Source organism: Amycolatopsis tolypomycina (assembly GCF_900105945.1).
GTDB classification, from domain to species: domain Bacteria; phylum Actinomycetota; class Actinomycetes; order Mycobacteriales; family Pseudonocardiaceae; genus Amycolatopsis; species Amycolatopsis tolypomycina.
Window position 1 is genome coordinate 7,722,791 of the sequence record NZ_FNSO01000004.1, and the last position, 16,847, is coordinate 7,739,637.

17 protein-coding genes are annotated in these 16,847 nt (G+C 70.1%); 5 read left to right on the forward strand and 12 right to left on the reverse strand.

The genetic code is table 11. The annotated features are described in order from the left end of the window. Positions 1-1,236: a DUF445 domain-containing protein gene (locus tag BLW76_RS45300; protein WP_091318631.1), complete on the reverse strand. Its 1,236-nt coding sequence runs from the start codon at positions 1,234-1,236 to the stop codon at positions 1-3. A 4-nt stretch (positions 1,237-1,240) separates the two neighbouring features. Beyond that, the gene (locus BLW76_RS45305; RefSeq protein ID WP_091318633.1) at positions 1,241-2,023 is read right to left on the reverse strand and encodes an Abi-alpha family protein; all 783 of its coding nucleotides are present in this window, start codon (positions 2,021-2,023) and stop codon (positions 1,241-1,243) included. Positions 2,024-2,095: 72 nt separating this feature from the next. Between BLW76_RS45305 and BLW76_RS45310 the strand changes: the two genes are divergently transcribed. Next, on the forward strand, positions 2,096-2,944 hold the full coding sequence (locus tag BLW76_RS45310; RefSeq protein ID WP_091318634.1) for a maleylpyruvate isomerase family mycothiol-dependent enzyme: 849 nt from the start codon (positions 2,096-2,098) through the stop codon (positions 2,942-2,944). After that, a complete protein-coding gene (locus BLW76_RS45315; protein WP_091318636.1) occupies positions 2,941-3,816 on the forward strand; it encodes an LLM class flavin-dependent oxidoreductase in 876 nt (291 codons plus the stop codon). The genes BLW76_RS45310 and BLW76_RS45315 overlap by 4 nt, the downstream gene beginning before the upstream one ends. On the opposite strand, the gene BLW76_RS45320 is transcribed toward BLW76_RS45315, so the two are convergent. Next, positions 3,813-4,265 carry a LapA family protein gene (locus tag BLW76_RS45320; RefSeq protein WP_091318637.1) on the reverse strand — a complete coding sequence of 151 codons (453 nt, stop codon included), beginning with the start codon at positions 4,263-4,265 and terminating at the stop codon, positions 3,813-3,815. The two genes, BLW76_RS45315 and BLW76_RS45320, sit on opposite strands and share 4 nt — an antisense overlap. Positions 4,266-4,311: 46 nt before the next feature. Beyond that, positions 4,312-5,451: a dipeptidase gene (locus tag BLW76_RS45325; RefSeq protein ID WP_091318639.1), complete on the reverse strand. Its 1,140-nt coding sequence runs from the start codon at positions 5,449-5,451 to the stop codon at positions 4,312-4,314. A 100-nt stretch (positions 5,452-5,551) separates the two neighbouring features. On the opposite strand from BLW76_RS45325, the gene BLW76_RS45330 reads away from it, so the two are divergent. Continuing rightward, on the forward strand, positions 5,552-5,998 hold the full coding sequence (locus BLW76_RS45330) for a MarR family winged helix-turn-helix transcriptional regulator (protein ID WP_091320688.1): 447 nt from the start codon (positions 5,552-5,554) through the stop codon (positions 5,996-5,998). 48 nt (positions 5,999-6,046) lie between these two features. Beyond that, a complete protein-coding gene (locus tag BLW76_RS45335) occupies positions 6,047-6,427 on the forward strand; it encodes a VOC family protein (RefSeq protein WP_091320691.1) in 381 nt (126 codons plus the stop codon). An 85-nt stretch (positions 6,428-6,512) separates the two neighbouring features. Here BLW76_RS45335 and BLW76_RS45340 read toward each other — a convergent pair whose 3' ends face one another. The 6 genes from BLW76_RS45340 to BLW76_RS45365 all read right to left on the reverse strand — a co-directional run bounded on the left by BLW76_RS45340 (position 6,513) and on the right by BLW76_RS45365 (position 15,147). Beyond that, positions 6,513-8,057, reverse strand: coding sequence for a benzoate-CoA ligase family protein (locus BLW76_RS45340; protein WP_091318640.1), 1,545 nt, complete (start codon positions 8,055-8,057; stop codon positions 6,513-6,515). Positions 8,058-8,065: 8 nt separating this feature from the next. Beyond that, on the reverse strand, positions 8,066-9,487 hold the full coding sequence (gene boxB / locus BLW76_RS45345; RefSeq protein ID WP_091318642.1) for a benzoyl-CoA 2,3-epoxidase subunit BoxB: 1,422 nt from the start codon (positions 9,485-9,487) through the stop codon (positions 8,066-8,068). Between the two features lie 5 nt (positions 9,488-9,492). Continuing rightward, positions 9,493-11,112 (reverse strand): 2,3-epoxybenzoyl-CoA dihydrolase, encoded by a 1,620-nt coding sequence (gene boxC, locus BLW76_RS45350; RefSeq protein ID WP_091318643.1) that lies wholly within the window; start codon positions 11,110-11,112, stop codon positions 9,493-9,495. 31 nt (positions 11,113-11,143) lie between these two features. Then, positions 11,144-11,569, reverse strand: a complete 426-nt coding sequence (locus tag BLW76_RS45355) for a hypothetical protein (RefSeq protein WP_208613629.1) — start codon at positions 11,567-11,569, stop codon at positions 11,144-11,146. A 95-nt stretch (positions 11,570-11,664) separates the two neighbouring features. Next, positions 11,665-12,567, reverse strand: a complete 903-nt coding sequence (locus tag BLW76_RS45360; RefSeq protein ID WP_091318645.1) for a GNAT family N-acetyltransferase — start codon at positions 12,565-12,567, stop codon at positions 11,665-11,667. A 153-nt stretch (positions 12,568-12,720) separates the two neighbouring features. Then, complete coding sequence (locus BLW76_RS45365) at positions 12,721-15,147, reverse strand: beta-glucosidase H (RefSeq protein WP_091318646.1); 2,427 nt, start codon at positions 15,145-15,147, stop codon at positions 12,721-12,723. A 95-nt stretch (positions 15,148-15,242) separates the two neighbouring features. Between BLW76_RS45365 and BLW76_RS45370 the strand changes: the two genes are divergently transcribed. Continuing rightward, positions 15,243-15,824 (forward strand): TetR/AcrR family transcriptional regulator, encoded by a 582-nt coding sequence (locus BLW76_RS45370; protein ID WP_091318648.1) that lies wholly within the window; start codon positions 15,243-15,245, stop codon positions 15,822-15,824. Between the two features lie 2 nt (positions 15,825-15,826). On the opposite strand, the gene BLW76_RS45375 is transcribed toward BLW76_RS45370, so the two are convergent. Beyond that, entirely contained in the window at positions 15,827-16,210 is a 384-nt protein-coding gene (locus BLW76_RS45375; RefSeq protein ID WP_091318649.1) for a PPOX class F420-dependent oxidoreductase, read from the reverse strand. Positions 16,211-16,230: 20 nt separating this feature from the next. Beyond that, the gene (locus tag BLW76_RS45380) at positions 16,231-16,818 is read right to left on the reverse strand and encodes a dihydrofolate reductase family protein (RefSeq protein WP_091318651.1); all 588 of its coding nucleotides are present in this window, start codon (positions 16,816-16,818) and stop codon (positions 16,231-16,233) included. Between the last annotated feature and the right edge of the window lie 29 nt (positions 16,819-16,847).

The following is a 16,847-nucleotide window of genomic DNA, read 5'->3' on the forward strand; positions in this document are numbered from 1 at the left end:
TCAGGCCGCCAGGTGTTCCAGGATCAGCACCTGTGCCTCACCGACCGCGAAGCCCAGCACCGCCCCCGTGGCGATCAAAATCCACTCGTCCTGCTCGAAAGCCGGCCGCAGCAGCCGCTCGAACTCCTTCGGTGACAGCTGCTTCATCTTCGACACCAGGACGTTCCGGATGTCCATCGCGTCCGTGGCGTAGTCCTCGATGTACCGCATCGTCTCCGGCAGGCGCGACATGATCTGGGACGAGATCGCCAGCTTCATGTCCTGGTACTTGCGGCTGCCCACCGCGAACACCAGCAACGGCTTCGCGACGCTGCCCAGCTCGCGGTCGAGCTGACGCTGGATCAGCGCCAGCACCCGGTCCGACAGCGGCCCGTGCAGGATCGCCTCGATCACGTTGTGCGGGGTGATGATCTCCTTCGCGATCAGCGACCCGTACGCCTCCGCGACCTCCGCGCGCCGCTTCAGGAACAGGCCCTGCCACTGGATGCCGAAATAGCGCCGGGGCTCGATCGGGTAGAAGATCATCCGCAGCGCGAGCCAGTCGGTGAACCAGCCGGTGAACAGGCCGAAGACCGGCATGATCGGCGGGAACTTGAACAGCACCCACGCCACCATCTGGATCACGCCGATCGCGCCGCCGAACACCAGGCCCGACCGGGCGATGAACTTGAACTCCTGTGCGCCCGCCTCCTGGAAGATGCGGTTCAGCAGCCGCTTGTCCTTGACCAGGCTGGTGACCACCATGCCCTTCAAGTCAAAGACACTGTCCACATCGGACTTGATCAGGTCGAGCACGGCCGCGACCATCCGCGGCGACTCGTGCTGGACGCGCTCGATCACCAGCCGCTGCACGCGCACCGGCAGCGACTCCCACAGCCCCGGCTGGTAGTGCGCCGCCACCTCGCGGACGATGTCCTCGACGCCGGCCAGCAGCGGTTTCTCGATTTCTTTCGCGATCCGGCCGGCGTCCAGCCGCGCGACGACCTCGGCCGGCTTGATCAGCTGCTCGGTCATCGTGTCGCAGGCGATGCTCGCCATCCGCGCCGCGCGCTTCGGCACGATGCCCTGCCAGCCCAGGAACGGCTTGACGCCGATGAACTCCACCGGCTGGAACATCATCCGGATCGCCACGAGCTTCGTGCCGTAGCCGATCAGCGCCGCGACGACCGGGATCGAGACGTAGAGGGGCCAGTGCTGCGCGAAGTCGGCGAGGATGCCGCTGAGGAAGGCCCCCATCCCGCTAACCCAAGCTCGGGTCGCAGGCCTGCCAGAACTGCGCGCCGAGGCGCGAGACGTGGATCGTCCGCCGGACGAACTTCGCGCGCCGGACGTGCTTCTCCGCCTCGCGCACGGTCTCGTCGGTCAGCAGGATCTCGTACTGCGTCTCCAGCGACGGCACCTCTTCGTCGAGGTCGACCAGGCCGAGCCCGATCAGCCGGGTGACGTAGCCGGGCACCTGGTCGGGCAGCGACACCCCGGCCGCCTTGCCGACCGTCGAGGCGTTGCGCAGCACGACCCGGCCGTTGCCGCCGAGGCCGGTCCGCTCGACGACGTCGACCGCGGGGAACGGCGAGCCGTCGGACAGCGCGGACAGGATGCGGGCCTCGTCCGGCGTCAGCTGGCGCAGGATGATCGCGTAGAAGTACTCGCGGGCGCGCTCGCGGCCGAAGCCGATGGAGTGGTTGAGCAGCTCGGCCATCGCCGCGCGCAGCGGCTCGGCGTGGTTGTCGCGCGCCGGCACGAGCGTCACCGTGGCCTCGACGGCAGCGGGGCGGTGCATCGCCGACGCCGCGGTGAGCGCCGCGTGGTACGGGTCGTCGACCTCGTCGAGCCGGCGGCGCAGCTCCGTCAGCAGCTGGCGCTCCACCTGCCGCACGCTGCGTTCGGCGGTTTCGACGCCGGGGAGCTTGCGGCCGAGCGCGAAGCCGGTGCGCGCGGCCCAGCCCGCCAGCTGACCGGCGCGGCGGGCCAGGTCGGCCACGTCGTCGGTGGCACCCCGGCCGTTCGGTCGCTCTGCGTTCACCCGCGGACTCCCCTCTGCTTACGGGGTGATGCTACCTGCGGGTAGGCCGAATGGAGCTGTTTGGATGGCCACATGAGTCCGACGCGCTGGGGCCCGCCGATCGACGTCCTCCCGTACTTCTCCAAAGAAGAACAGGCCCTGATGACGCTGCTCGGCGCGCTCACCGAGGAAGACTGGACGCGGCCGACGATGTGCACGGGCTGGACGGTCAAGGACGTCGCCGCCCACCTGCTGGGTGACAAGGTCGGCCGGCTGTCGCGCGGCCGGGACAACCACACCGCCGAAGCCCCCCGTCCGGGTGAGCCGTTCCCCCGGTTCCTCGACCGGATCAACGAGGAGTGGGTCGTCGCGTGCCGCCGGCTCTCGACGGACGTCCTGCTCACGATGCTGTACGAGTTCATGGGCCAGACGACCGAGTACTGGGCCGGGCAGGACCTCGACGAGCTCGGCGAGCCGGTGAGCTGGGCCGGCGCCGAGCCCGCGCCGCGCTGGCTGGACGCGGCCCGCGACTATTCCGAGTTCTGGGTCCACCACGTCCAGATCCGCGAAGCCCTGGAGCACACGCCGCTGGAGGACGAGTACGCCGAGCCGATCGCCGACACGTTCGTGCGAGCGCTGCCGCACACCCTGCGTGACGTCGACGCCCGCGTCGGCAAGCAGGTCGGCTACACGGTGACCGGCCAGGGCAAGTGGCACGCCCGCCGCGAGCGCGACGGCTGGGTCCTCGACCGCGGCGCACCGTCGTCACGGACGCCACTGGCCACCGTGACGACGGACCTGGACACCTTCTGGCGGCTCTGCACGCGCAACGCGGCGGACCTGAGCCGGGTGAAGACGACCGGGGAAGAAAACGTTTGCGCGCAGGTGCTCGAGATGACTTCGATCATCGTGTCGGACCGACACGGAGGAGAAGAGCGATGAGGGCCGGGATCACCATCCTTCCGGAGTACCGCTGGGCCGAGGCGAAGCCGCGCTGGCAGGCGGCGGAGGCGTACGGCTTCGCCCACGCGTGGACGTTCGACCACCTGGGCTGGGGACCGCTGGTCGGCGAGCCGTGGTTCGGCTCGGTGCCGACGTTGAGCGCGGCGGCGCTCGCGACGTCGCGGATCGAGCTGGGCTTCATGGTGGCGTCGCCGAACTTCCGGCACCCGCTGCCGTTCGTGCAGGACGTCACGGCGCTGGACGACCTGTCGGACGGCCGGTTGACGGTGGGCCTGGGCGCCGGCGGGGTGGACGGCTACGACGTGGACGTCTTCGGCGGCACCACGAAGGCCGCGAGCCCGGCGAAGCGGTACCAGGAGTTCGTGGAGCTGTTCGACACACTGCTGACCACGGGAAAGGCCGACTACACCGGCGAGTACTACACGACCGTGGACGCCCGCACCGCTCCCGGCTGCGTCCAGCGTCCGCGCACCCCGTTCGTGCTGGCCGCGAACGGCCCGAAGGCCATGGCGCTGACCGCCCGGCACGGCCAGGGCTGGGTCACCATCGGCGCCATCCAGGACAGCCTGGCGGGGTGGTGGAAGTCGCTGGCCGAGCTGTCGGCCCGGTTCGACGACGCGCTGGCCGCCGAGAACCGCGATCCGGCCGAGGTCCGCCGCTTCCTCCAGACCGACGCCGCCCCGGTGTTCAGCCTGGCGAGCGTCGAGGTCTACCGCGACTTCCTGGGCCGCGCCGCGGAACTGGGGTTCACCGACGTCCTGGCGCCGTGGCCGCGCCGCGACGGCCCGTTCGCGGGTGACGAGGGCGTGCTCGACACCGTCGCCACGGACGTCCTGCCCGCCCTGGGCTAGCGGCGGCGCGCCTGCTTCCGCAGCTGCAGGATCCGCGCCCCGCCGATCAGCGCGACCAGTGCCGCGCCGCCGATCGCCGAGAACAGCATCGCGATGGCCAGCGGCAGGCTGCCTTCGGCGCCGAAGAAGCGCACGGTCGCCGGGTCGAGGTTCTGCAGGATGAAGATCAGCAGCACGACCAGCACGAGCAGGCCGGCGATGACCGCGACCCAGGTGCCGCTGATCCGCGTCGGCCGGGCCTTGCCCGGTTTGGCGGGCGCCGGCCGCACCGGCGCGACCTCTTCGGCGCCGGGCCGGACGTCACCCGCCCGCAGCTCGGCGGGTTCGAGGGCGCCCTCGGGCACCTCGGGCCCGCCCGGCTCGCGGCGGCCGGGGTCGCCACTCCTGGGCAGTTCGTGGTGGGTGGGACCGGTGGGGCGGTCGGCCGCGCCCCCGCGCGCGTGCGTCATGTGCCCAGTGTCCGTCCGGCGCACGGGGAGCGCTGCCTCAAACCCCCTAACGGGCGAAGCCGTCGACCTCCCGCAGGACGCGGAGGGTGTTCTTGCCGGCCAGCTTCGCGCAGTCGTCCTCACCCCACCCGCGCTCGAGCAGTGCCGCGAACAACACCGGGTACTTGGACGTGTCCTCCAGCCCCTCCGGCAGCGCGCCGACGCCGTCGTAGTCGCCACCGATGCCGATGTGGTCGATGCCGGCGACCTCCCGCGCGTGCTCGACGTGCGCGACGACGTCCTCGACGGTCGCCAGCGGCTTCGGCGGGCCGTCCCACTCCTTGACGAACTTCCCGCGCAGCGTCAGGTTCCGGTACTCCAGCCCGGCCGCGTCCATCGCCGCCTCGAGCCGCTCGTTCCAGGCGGCGACCTTCGGCGAGACGAACGCCGGCACGAAGGTGATCATCGCGACGCCGCCGTTGCCGGGCAGCAGGGCGAGGACGTCGTCGGGGATGTTGCGGGGGTGGTCGTTCACCGCGATGCAGGAGGAGTGGCTGAAGATCACCGGCACCGAGCTGATCTCGATCGCCGCCCGCATCGTCGACGGCGCGACGTGCGACAGGTCGACCATCATCCCGATCTTGTTCATCTCGCGCACGACGTCGCGGCCGAACTCGGTGAGGCCGCCGTGGGCGGGCTCGTCGGTGCCCGCGTCGGCCCAGGTGGTGTTGAAGTTGTGGGTGAGCGTCATGTAGCGGACGCCGAGGCGGCGCAGGATCCGCAGCACGCCGATGGACTCGGCGATGCTGTGCCCGCCCTCCGCGCCGAGCAGCGACGCGATCCGGCCGTCGGCGAACGCGGCCTCGGCCTCGTCCGCGGTGGTGACCAGCCGGAGCCGGTCGGGGTAGCGCTCGACCAGCTGGTGGACGACTTCCACCTGTTCCAGGACGGCGGTCACGGCACTGTGGCCTTCGAACTCGCAGGGCACGTACACCGACCAGAACTGCATGCCGAGCTTCCCGTCGGCGAGCTTCGGGAAGTCGGTGTGCAGAGCGGGCTGCCGCACGGTCAGGTCGAGGGACGCGACCGCCTCGACCGGGTTCGGGCCACCGTGCTGCCGCAGCTCCCACGGCAGGTCGTTGTGCCCGTCGGCGAGGATGACGGCGTCCAGCAGTTTGGTAGCACGCTGTAGTGCCTCGTTAGTCATCGGCCGATCGTAGGGAGGTCCGGCATACGCTTCGTACAAATGCGCTGAAGTCTTACTTGGAAGAAGTATTCCGGCGAGGTGTTGCGGTAAAGTGCGGTCCGTGGACACCGACGACGACGAGATCGTCACCTGGTGGGGCCTGGTCATCGAGGGTTACCTGGCCACCCAGGACAGGCTGATGGGCGAGATCGCCGACCGCTTCGGGCTCGCGCCCGCGTCGTTCGACATCCTGCTGCGGCTCGTGCGCTCGCCCGAGCACCGGATGCCGATGACCCGCCTGGCCACGGAGGCGGCGCTGTCCAGCGGCGGCTTCACGAAGGTGGCCGACCGCCTGGTCGCGGCCGACCTGATCTGCCGGATCCCGAGCCCCGACGATCGCCGCGTGACGTTCGCGTCGCTGACCGACCACGGCCTGGAGGTCGCGAACAAGGCCCGCGCGGCGGCGGCGGGCATTCTGCGCCGCATCGTGCTGACCCCGCTCGGTGACGACGCCCCGGCACTGGCCGAAGCCATGCGGACACTGCGCGCGTTCAACGCCGAGCGTTGAAAAAGTCGAGGTCACGCCCGATACGTGTGGTGGCGCACCATGAACACCATGCTGACCGAATCGACCATCACGACGATGCTCCCGGTGACCGACAGTGAACGCGCCGGCCACTTCTACGCGGACTCCCTCGGCCTGAAGCAGACGGGTCGCGGCGAGGACGGAACCCTCTACTTCGCGGCGGCCGGCGGCGCGATCGGCCTCCGCCCGATGCCGGCGGGCACCCAGAGCGAGAACACAGCGCTGAGCTTCGAAGTCGGCGACCTGCCGGCCGAGGTCAGAGCCCTGGAAGACCGCGGCGTGCGGTTCCAGGACTTCGAGATGGACGGCCTGAAGACGGTGAACCACATCGCCGAGCTGGGCAACGAGCGCGCGGCCTGGTTCAACGACTCCGAGGGCAACGTGCTCTGCCTGCACGAGGTCATGGGCTGACCACCCTGGGGGCGCGGGGGTGCCACCGAGTTCGCCGGCACCCCCGCGTTCGGCTTCGCCAGGCCAGTGACGAAGTGCCCGTCGATCACGGGCTGGGCACCGTCCGCAGCACGTCGCGGACCTGCTCGCGGATCACGTTCCGGCGGATCTTGCCGGTCGCCGTCTTCGGCAGCTCCGGCAGCTCGACCACCCCGCGCGGGCGCTTGAACGCGGCCAGGCCCTCGCGGCAGAACTCGATCAGCTCGTCCGGGTCCAGCGCGAAGCCGGGTGCGGGCACCACGCACGCCACCGGCTTGTCGAGGCCGTCGGCGTCCGGCGCCGCGACGACCGCGACCTCGGCCACCGCCGGGTGCTGCCGCAGCCGTTCCTCCACTTCGGACGGTGACACCCAGATCCCGCCCGCCTTCAGCATGTCGCCGAACCGGCTCAGGCAGGAAAACGTCCCGTCCTCGTTCCGGACGTAGCTGTCGCCGGTCCGCAGCCACTCGCCCTGGAAGACGAGCTTCGTGGCGTCGTACCGGGCCCAGTACCCGGTCGCCGTCGACGGGCCGGCCACGAACAGCTCGCCCGGCTGGCCGGCGGCGTCGATCACCGCCCCGGCTTCGTCGCGGAGCTGCACCGAATACCCGGGCACCGGGACGCCGGTGCTGCCCGGCCGCACCGAACCCGGCTGGTTCGACAGGAAGATGTGCAGGGCCTCGGTCGACCCGATGCCGTCGAGGATCTCCAGCCCGAAGCGGGCGCGGAACCGTTCGAACAGCGACGCGGGCAGCGGCTCGCCCGCCGAAACCGCGTACCGCACCGAAGAGAACGAGTCGTCCGGGACGTCGCTGGCGAGCAAAGCCGCGTAGAACGTCGGAACCGCGAAGAACAGTGACGGCCGCTCTTCGCCGGCACGTCGCGCGAACAACGCGGGCGTCGGCCGCGAAGGCTCGAGCAGCGTCGTGCCGCCCGCGCCGAGCGGGAAGAAGCAAGAATTCCCCAGCCCGTAGGCGAAGAACAGCTTCGGCACGGACAGGAACCGGTCCGCCGACGTCGTCGCGAGCACGCTGCGGGCGTACGTCTCACAGACCGCGCGGATGCTCGCGTGCCGGTGCATCGCGCCCTTCGGCTGCCCGGTCGTCCCCGACGTGTACAGCCACAGCGCGGGCGAATCTTCCCAGGTCCGTCCATTGTGGAACGAACCGGTCAGCGACGGCCAGTCGTGCGTCCGGACGCCGAACCCGGCGCCGTCGCAGCGGTCGAGCACGACGTCGGTGACCTCGGGAGCCTGCTCCAACGCCGTCAGCGCCTGCCCGGCGAACTCCCCGGACACGCACAGCACGCGCGCCCGCGAGTCGGCCAGCACCTGGCCCAGCTCGGGCCCGGTGACCATGGTCGACACCGGGACGGCGACCGCGCCGGCCAGCATCGCGCCGAGGATGCCGGAGAGCAGCTCGACGTCGTCGACCATGCAGAACATGACCCGCTCTTCGGGCCGCACGCCGAGTTCGAGCAGGCCGCCGGCGACGCGCCGGGACTCGGCAGCCAGCTCGGCGTAGGTGAGTGAACGGCGGGGCGACACGACCGCGGTCGCGTCCGGGTGCCCGGCCGAGAGCAGGTACTCCGCGGCATTGAACCCTGTCGCCACCAGGCCTCCTACGTGAGGTACACGTACTCGTAGTCGATGGGCTTCCCGTTGATGCCCTGCCGCGGCGGCGCGACCCAGCTCGCGATCTTCCCCCGCTCGTACACCGGGCGCATCAGCGAGCGCACGAACGTGAGGTCCTCGGTCGTGGGCAGCCACTTGCGCTTGCCTGCCTCCCAGGTCGCCTCGTCGACGATGGTGCCGTCGGGAGTGACGTGGTGGCCGGAGTTTATGCCCACTTCGCGGTTGAAGCCAGGGTGCGGAAGCCGGAACGAGTGGTCGATGCCGGCGTCGGAGAGGATCTTGTTCCAGCGCTTCACGCCGGTCTGGCAGTCGGCCACGTACTCGCTGCGCAGGTCGAGGTTCAGCAGCAGGATCGCCTGCATCTCCTCGGTGGTCCAGGTGCCGTCGCCGGTCGGCCGCTCCAGCGTGCGGGCGTCCTCGGTGAGCTTGTGGTCGTCCTTGCGGCGGGTCTCCTGCCAGCGGCCCTTGAGCCCGGCGGTGTAGTAGTTCGCCGCGTTCGTCGACGTCTCGCTGCCGAACAGGTCCAGGGACACCGTGTAGTGGAAGTTGATGTACTTCTGGATGATGTCGAGCGGGATGCCGCCGTGCGGGCCGATGTCGTGGGTGTCGTGTTCGCGGATCAGCTCGGCACTGCGGATCACCACGCGGTCGACGCCGGTGGTGCCGACCATCATGTGGTGCGCCTCCTCCTTCAGCATGAACTCGCAGGTGCGCGAGAGCGGGTCGAAGGAGGACTCCTTGAGCGTGCCGAGCTGGTACTTCCCGTCGCGGTCGGTGAAGTAGGTGAACATGTAGAAGGCCAGCCAGTCGGCGGTTTCCTCGTTGAACGCGCCGAGGATGCGGGGCGCGTCGGGACTACCCGAGTTGCGCAGCAGCAGCCCTTCGGCCTCGTCACGGCCTTCGCGGCCGAAGTAGGCGTGCAGCAGGTACACCATCGCCCACAGGTGCCGGCCTTCTTCGACGTTGACCTGGAACAGGTTCCGCAGGTCGTACAGGCTCGGCGCGGTCAGGCCGAGGAGCTTCTGCTGCTCGACCGACGCCGGCTCGGTGTCGCCCTGGATGACGATCAGCCGCTGCAGGTCGGCGCGGTATTCGCCGGGCACCTGCTGCCAGACCGGCTCGCCCTTGTGCTCCCCGAAGGCGATCCGGCGGTCGGGGTCGCGCTCGGCGAGGAAGATGCCCCAGCGGTAGTCGGGGACGTTGACGTGGTCGAAGTGCGCCCAGCCTTCCCGGCCGACGCTCACGGCGGTGCGCAGGTAGACGCCCTGGGTCTCCAGCGTCGGCCCCATCTCGCCCCACCAGTGCAGGAACTTCGGCTGCCAGCCCTCCAGCGCCCGCTGCAGCCTGCGGTCCTCGGAGAGGTTGACGTTGTTGGGGATCTTGGCGTCGTAGTCGATCTTCTCGGGCATCTGCGCTAGACCCGCTTCCTGTCGAAGACGGCCTTCTGTCCCGTACCGTAGCGGCGCAGCGCCCCTTCCGGGCCGGATGCGTTCGGCCGGGTGAAAATCCAGTTCTGCCAAGCCGCCAGCCGGCCGAAGATCTTGGTCTCGATGGTCTCGGGACCGACGAACCGGTGGTTGGCCTCCATCCCGGTGAGCGCGTCCGGGGAGAGCGACGCGCGGCCTTCGAGGGCGATCCGGATCTCGTCCTCCCAATCGAGGTCGTCCGGGGCGTCGGTGACCAAGCCGAGTTCGAGGGCTTCGGCGGCGCTGAGCTCGCGGTCCTTCTCGCGGGCAAGCCAGGTGAGGTGGTCGTCGTCGCCGTAGAACCGCGCCTGCAGGCGGGTGAGGCCGTTGCCCATCGGGAACGCGCCGAAATTGGCTTCGGTGAGGCAGATCGACGCGCGTTCGTCGCTGTCTTCGTCGTCGATCGGCGGGCCGTCCAGGATGTACTGGCGGTCCGCGGCCAGCGCGATCTCCAGCAGCGGGCCGGTGAAGCAGCTGCCCGGTTCGATGAGCGCGATCAGGCTGCGGCTGGTGACGTCGAGGCGCTTGAGCGTGCGCTTGAAGTAGTGCGTGATTTCGTTGGCGAGCCAGTCCTTCTGCCCCAGCACGGCCGCTTCGTGCGCTTTGACCTTCGCGGGGTCGCCCTGGGTCCGCAGGATCCACGTGCCGGCTTCGACCTCGTTGGTGCGCAGCCGCAGGATGGCGTCGTCCAGCTCGCGGGTCATGGCGAGGAACCAGCCGTCCGCGCCTTCTTCGTGCAGGTCACCGGGGTCGTTTTCGGGCCCCTTGATGGTGATGGTGGCCTGGCTCGGCTCCACCTCGATGTCGACATAGCGATGCTGGAGCGGGGTCAGCTCGATGCCGTGGTCGGCTTGTTTTCCGGACTCGCGGGCGAGTTCCCGCGCCTTTTCGAGGACCTTCTCGCGGAAGTCCTGCCGTGGCACCAGTTCGTCGACCAGCCGCCAGTCGACCGCCGTCTTGCCCTTGACGCCGTCCGGGCGCGTGGCGAAGACGTCGGCGAGGTCCCGGCGCACGCGGCGCTTGTCGACGACCCTGGTGAGGCCGCCGGTGCCGGGCAGCACGCCCAGCAGCGGCACCTCCGGCAACGCGACGGTCGAGGAGTTGTCGTCGATCAGGAAGATCTTTTCGCAGGCCAGCGCGATTTCGTAGCCGCCGCCGGCGCAGGGGCCGTTCACCGCGGCGACGTAGACCTGGCCCGAGTTCTCGGTGGCGTCCTCCATGCCGTTGCGCGTCTCGTTGGTGAACTTGCAGAAGTTGACCTTCCAGTGGTGCTCCGACGCGGCGAGCATGCGGATGTTCGCGCCGGCGCAGAACACCTTGTCCTTGGCGCTGGTCACGATGACCACGCGGACCTCGGGGTGCTCGAACCGCAGCCGCTGCGTGGCGTCGTACAGCTCGATGTCGACGCCGAGGTCGTAGGAGTTGAGCTTGAGCTCGTAGCCCGGGACGAGCCCACCCTGCTCGTCGACGTCCATTTCCAGCCAGGCCACCTCCCCGTCGACCCGCAGGCGCCAGTGGCGGTACTCGTCCGGACGGCGGTCGAAGGCAACCGGTGTGGTGGTGGTCACTCCTCGATTGTCTACATGAGTCAGACGGACGTCAATGTTGTGTAGAAACTTGATCTCGGGTGGTCACCCGGTTGAGCGTGGCCCAGGACCGGAACACGAAGGCCCACAGCGCGAGCCCGGCCGCGGCGTCGGTGAAGATCGTCGCGAACCAGAAGGCGGGAATCTGCGGGACGCCGGTCAGGAAGTGGCCGAGCGTGACCAGGCCGGCCAGGGAGTACACCAGGAGGAACGCCAGCGCGCGGTGGTACCGGCCCTGGGTGTACGCGCGGTAGCCGAGCCAGCCGAACGCCGTCAGCAACACCCAGGTGACGGCGACGACGATGCCGCCGGCGAGGACCGAGATGCCCTGCAGCTGCGGGTAGTCCGCGTATCGGACGGTGTTGTGCGCGTAGTGGATCGTCGTACTGAGCAATGAGAACGCGAGAATCAAGCGAAGCGGTGCCAGTCCCTTGTCCATCACGCCCCCGATTTGATAGATCGCTCTAGCTAGACTACCGCTTGGGCACTTTCACGTGAAAGTGCCGCTTGGGCACTTTCACGTGAAAGTGCCGCTCAGGCCAGGTCGATGCGGTGCTGGGCCACCGGGTAACCCGCCTTCGCGAAGGCCTTGGCCATCGGGACGTTGCCTACGTCGGTGCCCGCGACGATCCGGTCGGCGCCGTAGCCGACGAGGTCGTGCGTGGCCTCGACCAGCAGGTCGTAGGCGTAGCCGTGGCCCCGCTGCTCGGGCACCACGGCGACATAGCCGACCACCGGGTCGTAGACGTTGCGGCTCGGCAGGACGAGGCCGACCAGCTCGCCTTCGGGCGTGTACGCCAGCCGCCACCACTCCCGGGGCGCCGGCATCCACTTCATGATGTCGAGGTCTTCCTGCGCGGCCGCGTCGGCGCCGTGCTCCTCGACCGTCTTCCGCGTGTGCGCGTCAAGGCTGCCGACGTGCACCCGCTTGAAGACCTCGAGGATGACGTCGTCGTCCGGCTCCGGCCGGAACTCGAGCCTGCCGGGCTTCTCCGGCAGGCCGTTTTCCGGCGTCCAGCGGAAGCGGTAGCGCTCGACGAGCTTGCGGTAGCCGGCCTTCTCCGCCGCCGCCACCCGGGCGTCGACCTCGGCCGCGACGGCCGGATCGTCCTGCCACCCCGGTGGGGCGTGCAGGGCGTACTCGGCACGCAACGGCGCCGTCTTCAGCAGCTCGACGGCCGCGTCGAAGTCGGTGAAGTCGAACCAGTCCAGGGCGATCGGGTCTTCGTCGCCGGACTTGGCCCACCAGGCGGCACGGGCCACGACGACGTCGTCGCGCAGCGCGACCCAGACCCGCTCGGGCGGGTATTCGCCTCGCTTCGCCATCTCGACGAAGTCGTCGCCGAGCAGCTTGCGGCCGACGAGACCGCGGTCGGGCAGGGAGGTGAACAGTGCTTCTTCGCCCGCAACGAGCGAGCGGATGACCAGATCGGTCATGAAGATCCTTCCAGGAGTACGCGCTCCCGGTCAGACAGCCGGCACCCTCGCAGCGAGGTGGGAGCGCGTGATCGGTTGCGTGATCATCGTTCCCACCTCCTTTCTCCCGTTCGAGGGTGCTGCGGCCACCCTAGCGGCCCCCGCCCGCGGTGATCAACGGATTTTCTGCAGCACCACCCGCGTGCTCAGCCGCGGTTCGGCGTAGGAGTGCGACGCCTCCACGACGTACTCGCCCGCGATGTGCTGCCAGCCGTCACGCCAGACCTCGGCCGAGCGCGATGTGACGGCGATGTCGGCCTCCACTGCTTCGCCGGGTGGGGCTTCGACGCTCGCGAACCCGGCGAGCCAGCGCTGCGGGCGGTCGCCGCGTTCGGTCGGGACGAGGTACACCTGCACGACTTCGCGCCCCTTGCGCGTTCCGGTGTTGCGTACCCGGACCCGGATGCGTGCGCCGCCTTCTTCGTCCGGGTAGACGTCGAGTTCTTCGTACTTCCACGTCGTGTAGCCCTCGCCGTGGCCGAACCAGTACGCGGGTCGCCGGTCGGTGCGCGCCCAAGCGCCGTAGCCGATGTACACGCCTTCGTCGTATTCGAGCGCGCCGTCTTCCGGCGTCACGTTGGTGACCGGCGCGTCTTCCAGCTTCGCCGGCCACGTCGTGGGCAGGCGGCCGCCGGGCTCTTCGCTGCCGAAGAGGACGTCGGCGAGCGCGTCGCCGCCGGCCTGACCAGGGAACCACGTGAGCAGCACCGCGGCGACGTCGTCGCGCCACGGCATCTCCACCGGGGAGCCGGCGTTGACGACCACGACGGTGTTCCGGTTCGCTTCGGCGACGCGCGCGACGAGTTCGTCCTGGCGGCCGGGCAGTGCGAGGGACGTCCGGTCGAAGCCTTCGCTCTCGACCTCGGCGGTCGTGCCGACCACGACCACGGCGACCTCCGACTTCGCCGCCAGCGCAACGGCTTCGTCGAGGCTCGCGTCCGGGTCGGGTACCGGGCCGCGGTGGCCGAGCGCGAAGGTGACCCAGGCGAAGGTGCCCCTGGCGAACTCCGCCATCTCCGACGGGATCCAGTAGGTCAGGCTGACGTCGACCGGCTCGCCCGCGGTCAGCTCGACCTCGCGCCGCTGCTCGTGGACCTGCATGACGGACGTGAAGATGTCGCCGCCTTCGGGGAGGTTCACGCCGTCGAAGACGGTGTGGCCGGCGACGGTGAGGCGCAGGTCGCCCGGACCGGTGATGCCGAAGGTGTGCGTGCCGCTGCGGTCGGGGAGGAACGTGCCGGCGATCTCGACCGAGCCGAGGGCGCCGATGTCGAGGCCGGCCGGCAGTTCGCCGATCCAGTCGATCCTGGCCTGGCGCAACGGAAATTCCGCGAGCTCGGTGCCGTCGGCGGCGCGGGCGGTCGCGCGGAGCCGGAAATTGTCGGTGGCGGTCGGTAACGTCGTGCGCGGATCGGCACCGGGTGCGTAAGCGAGCTCGGTACCAGCGGGAACGGCGGCCTTGAGGCCGTCCAGAGGGGAGACGATGTGATCAGGGAACACGGTGGCACTGCCGCCGCCGAGGATCTTCGGGTCCGCGGCGAGCGCGCCGACGAGCGCGATGCTCTGCGGGTTTCGCAGCGGCAGCACGCCGGTTTCGTTGCGGAGCAGCACGAACGACCGGTGCGCGACCTCGCGCGCGACCGCCTCACCGTCCACATCGGACGATCCGGGTGCGGGGCCGTCACCCAGCGCGCCGGTCCGGTGCGCGAGCAGGAGCACGCGGCGCGCCATGGCGTCGACCACGGCCTTGTCGACTTCGCCGCCGCGCACCGCTTCGGCGAGCCGGGCGCCGAACACCGTGCGGGGGCCGGGCATGGCCACGTCGAGGCCGCCGTTGGCGGAGGCGACGGTGTCGCGCGCGGCCAGCCAGTCGGAGACCACGAAGCCGTCGAAACCCCATTCGCCGCGCAGCACGCCGTTGACCAGTTCGGCGTGCTGGGTCATCGTGGCGCCGTTGACACCGTTGTAGGCGGCCATGATCCCCCACGGCTTCGCGCGCCGGACGATGATTTCGAACGGCGCGAGGTAGAGCTCGCGCAGCGCGCGCTCGCTCACGCGTACGTCCACGGTGAAGCGTTCGGTCTCGAAGTCGTTGGCGACGAAGTGCTTGACCGTGACGCCGACTCCGCCGTCCTGCACGCCGGTGACGTAGCCGGCGCCGATCATCCCGGTGAGGAGGGGGTCTTCGGAGTAGCACTCGAAGTGCCGTCCGCCCAGTGGCGAGCGGTGGAGGTTGACCGTGGGTGCGAGCAGCACGTGCACGCCCTTGCGCCGGGCTTCCTGCGCGAGCAGGCGGCCGGCCTTGACCGCAAGGCGCGGGTCCCAGCTCGCGGCGAGCGCGGTCGGGCTGGGCAGCGTCACGGAAGGGTCGTCCGGGCTCCAGTGCGTCCCGCGGACGCCCACCGGGCCGTCGGAGAGCACCAGGGAGGCGAGCCCGATCCGCTTGAGCGCGGGCAGGGACCAGACGTCCTGGCCGGCGAGCAGGCTCGCCTTCTCGTCCAGGTCGAGTTCGGCCAGCAGGGCGTCGACGTCGAAGCTCATGCGCATCCTCCGGGAGCGGTCCTGCCGTCACCCTACCTGGCGATGGGTAGTGAACGTTATGTTCTCGTGACATTTTCTGCCGTAGGCTCGGGATCATGACCCGGGCCAGGGGCGCCGACCGCCGAGCCAGCATCGTCCGCGCGGCGTTCGAGGTGATCGCCGAGCGCGGCTACCGCGGCACGTCACTGGCCGCGGTAGCCGAGCGCGTCGGGCTGACGCAGCAGGGGCTGATGCACTACTTCCCGACGAAGGAAGACCTGCTGGCGGCGGTGCTGGAGACCCGCGACGAGTGGGACCTGCTGCACTTCGGCCACGCCCGCCCGGGTGACCCGTCGGCCATTTCGGTGAGCCAGCTGGCGGAGCTGGTCGACTACAACGCCACGCGGCCGGGGATAGTCCAGACGTACACGGTGTTGTCGGCGGACAGCGTCACGGAGGACCACCCGGCGCGGCAGTACTTCCACGACCGCTACGCCCGGGTCCGGGCGGGCATGACGCAGATGCTCGAGCGCCACCGCGACGAGCTGCCCCCGGGCACCACTCCGGAACAGCTGGCACCCCTGGCCGTCGCGGTCCTGGACGGCCTGCAGCTGCAGTGGCTCCTCGACCCGGAGGAGGTCGACATGTCCGCCGGGTTCCGCACGTTCCTGGCGCTGCTGGGGGTGAAGCCCGACTGACGTCAGCCCATCCCCACGCTTTGGCGCTCGACCTCGATCAGGAGGACGACCCGCTCTTGCTCCCGCGGGTACGGCCCGCCGGTGTACTTGGTCGCGATCCGGTCCACGATCGCCCAGGCGGCGTCACCCTCGACCCACTCCGCCACCCGGCCGCGGATGATCACCGGCTCGAACGGGTTGTCCACCGGGGTCAGCGAAAGCGCGACCCGCGGGTCACGCCGCAGGTTGCGGGCCTTGCGCGAGTCCGGGCCGGTGAGGACGGCGATGCGGTCGCCCTCCGGGTCGACCCAGACCGGCACCGAGTGCGGCCCGCCGTCGGGCAGGACAGTGGCCAGGTGACCGGTGGCGGTCGTGGCGAGGATGCGGCGGACGTCGGCGTCAAGCATGGTCAGCTCCTTGAAGGGGTTCAGGCGACGGAGTAGTGGAGGTGGGTGACGCCGGGCGCGGCCACGGCCTCGAGCAGGTTGAGCCGCACGTGCGAAGGCAGCTCCTGGAAGAAGGGCCGGCCACCGCCGAGCAGCACGGGCACCTGGTGCAGCACGATTTCGTCGACGAGCCCGGCCCGCAGCGCCGAGGCGAGGACGCCGCCACCCATCAGGCCGACGTCCTTGCCACCGGCTGCCTCGCGGGCTGCCGCGATGGCGTCCTCGACGTTGCCGACGAGGGTCTGCCGCTCGGTCAGCTCCGGCGCGGGCCGGTGGCTGACCAGGAACAGCGGGGCGTCCGGGTGCGGGCTGCCGCCACCGAAGTGCTCCGAGTCCTCGTAGGTGTTGCGGCCCGCCACGATCGCGCCGACGCGGCCGGCGAGCGAGTCGAAGACGCGGGCGCTCGGCTCGCTGAGCTTGAAGAAGTCGAAGACCCGGCTCGGGGTGTCCCCGTCGGAGTACCAGTCGAAGAGCGTCCCGCCGTCGCCGAGGCCCTGCCCGGGCCGAGCGCCGCGGCCGGTGATGTAGCCGTCGACCGACACGGCGTGGGCGCTGATGACCTTGCTCATCGCGGCAATCCCTTCTGGGTTCCTTCGGG

Bases quoted from the DNA above. Each gene is read 5' to 3' on its own strand.
- BLW76_RS45300 (WP_091318631.1), bottom strand. From the start codon at position 1,236: ATGGGGGCCTTCCTCAGCGGCATCCTCGCCGACTTCGCGCAGCACTGG.
- BLW76_RS45310 (WP_091318634.1), top strand. From the start codon at position 2,096: ATGAGTCCGACGCGCTGGGGCCCGCCGATCGACGTCCTCCCGTACTTC.
- boxB (WP_091318642.1), bottom strand. From the start codon at position 9,487: ATGCCCGAGAAGATCGACTACGACGCCAAGATCCCCAACAACGTCAAC.
- BLW76_RS45380 (WP_091318651.1), bottom strand. From the start codon at position 16,818: ATGAGCAAGGTCATCAGCGCCCACGCCGTGTCGGTCGACGGCTACATC.
- BLW76_RS45375 (WP_091318649.1), bottom strand. From the start codon at position 16,210: ATGCTTGACGCCGACGTCCGCCGCATCCTCGCCACGACCGCCACCGGT.
- BLW76_RS45325 (WP_091318639.1), bottom strand. From the start codon at position 5,451: ATGACTAACGAGGCACTACAGCGTGCTACCAAACTGCTGGACGCCGTC.
- BLW76_RS45360 (WP_091318645.1), bottom strand. From the start codon at position 12,567: ATGACCGATCTGGTCATCCGCTCGCTCGTTGCGGGCGAAGAAGCACTG.
- BLW76_RS45315 (WP_091318636.1), top strand. From the start codon at position 2,941: ATGAGGGCCGGGATCACCATCCTTCCGGAGTACCGCTGGGCCGAGGCG.
- BLW76_RS45355 (WP_208613629.1), bottom strand. From the start codon at position 11,569: ATGGACAAGGGACTGGCACCGCTTCGCTTGATTCTCGCGTTCTCATTG.
- BLW76_RS45370 (WP_091318648.1), top strand. From the start codon at position 15,243: ATGACCCGGGCCAGGGGCGCCGACCGCCGAGCCAGCATCGTCCGCGCG.
- BLW76_RS45320 (WP_091318637.1), bottom strand. From the start codon at position 4,265: ATGACGCACGCGCGCGGGGGCGCGGCCGACCGCCCCACCGGTCCCACC.
- BLW76_RS45335 (WP_091320691.1), top strand. From the start codon at position 6,047: ATGCTGACCGAATCGACCATCACGACGATGCTCCCGGTGACCGACAGT.
- BLW76_RS45365 (WP_091318646.1), bottom strand. From the start codon at position 15,147: ATGAGCTTCGACGTCGACGCCCTGCTGGCCGAACTCGACCTGGACGAG.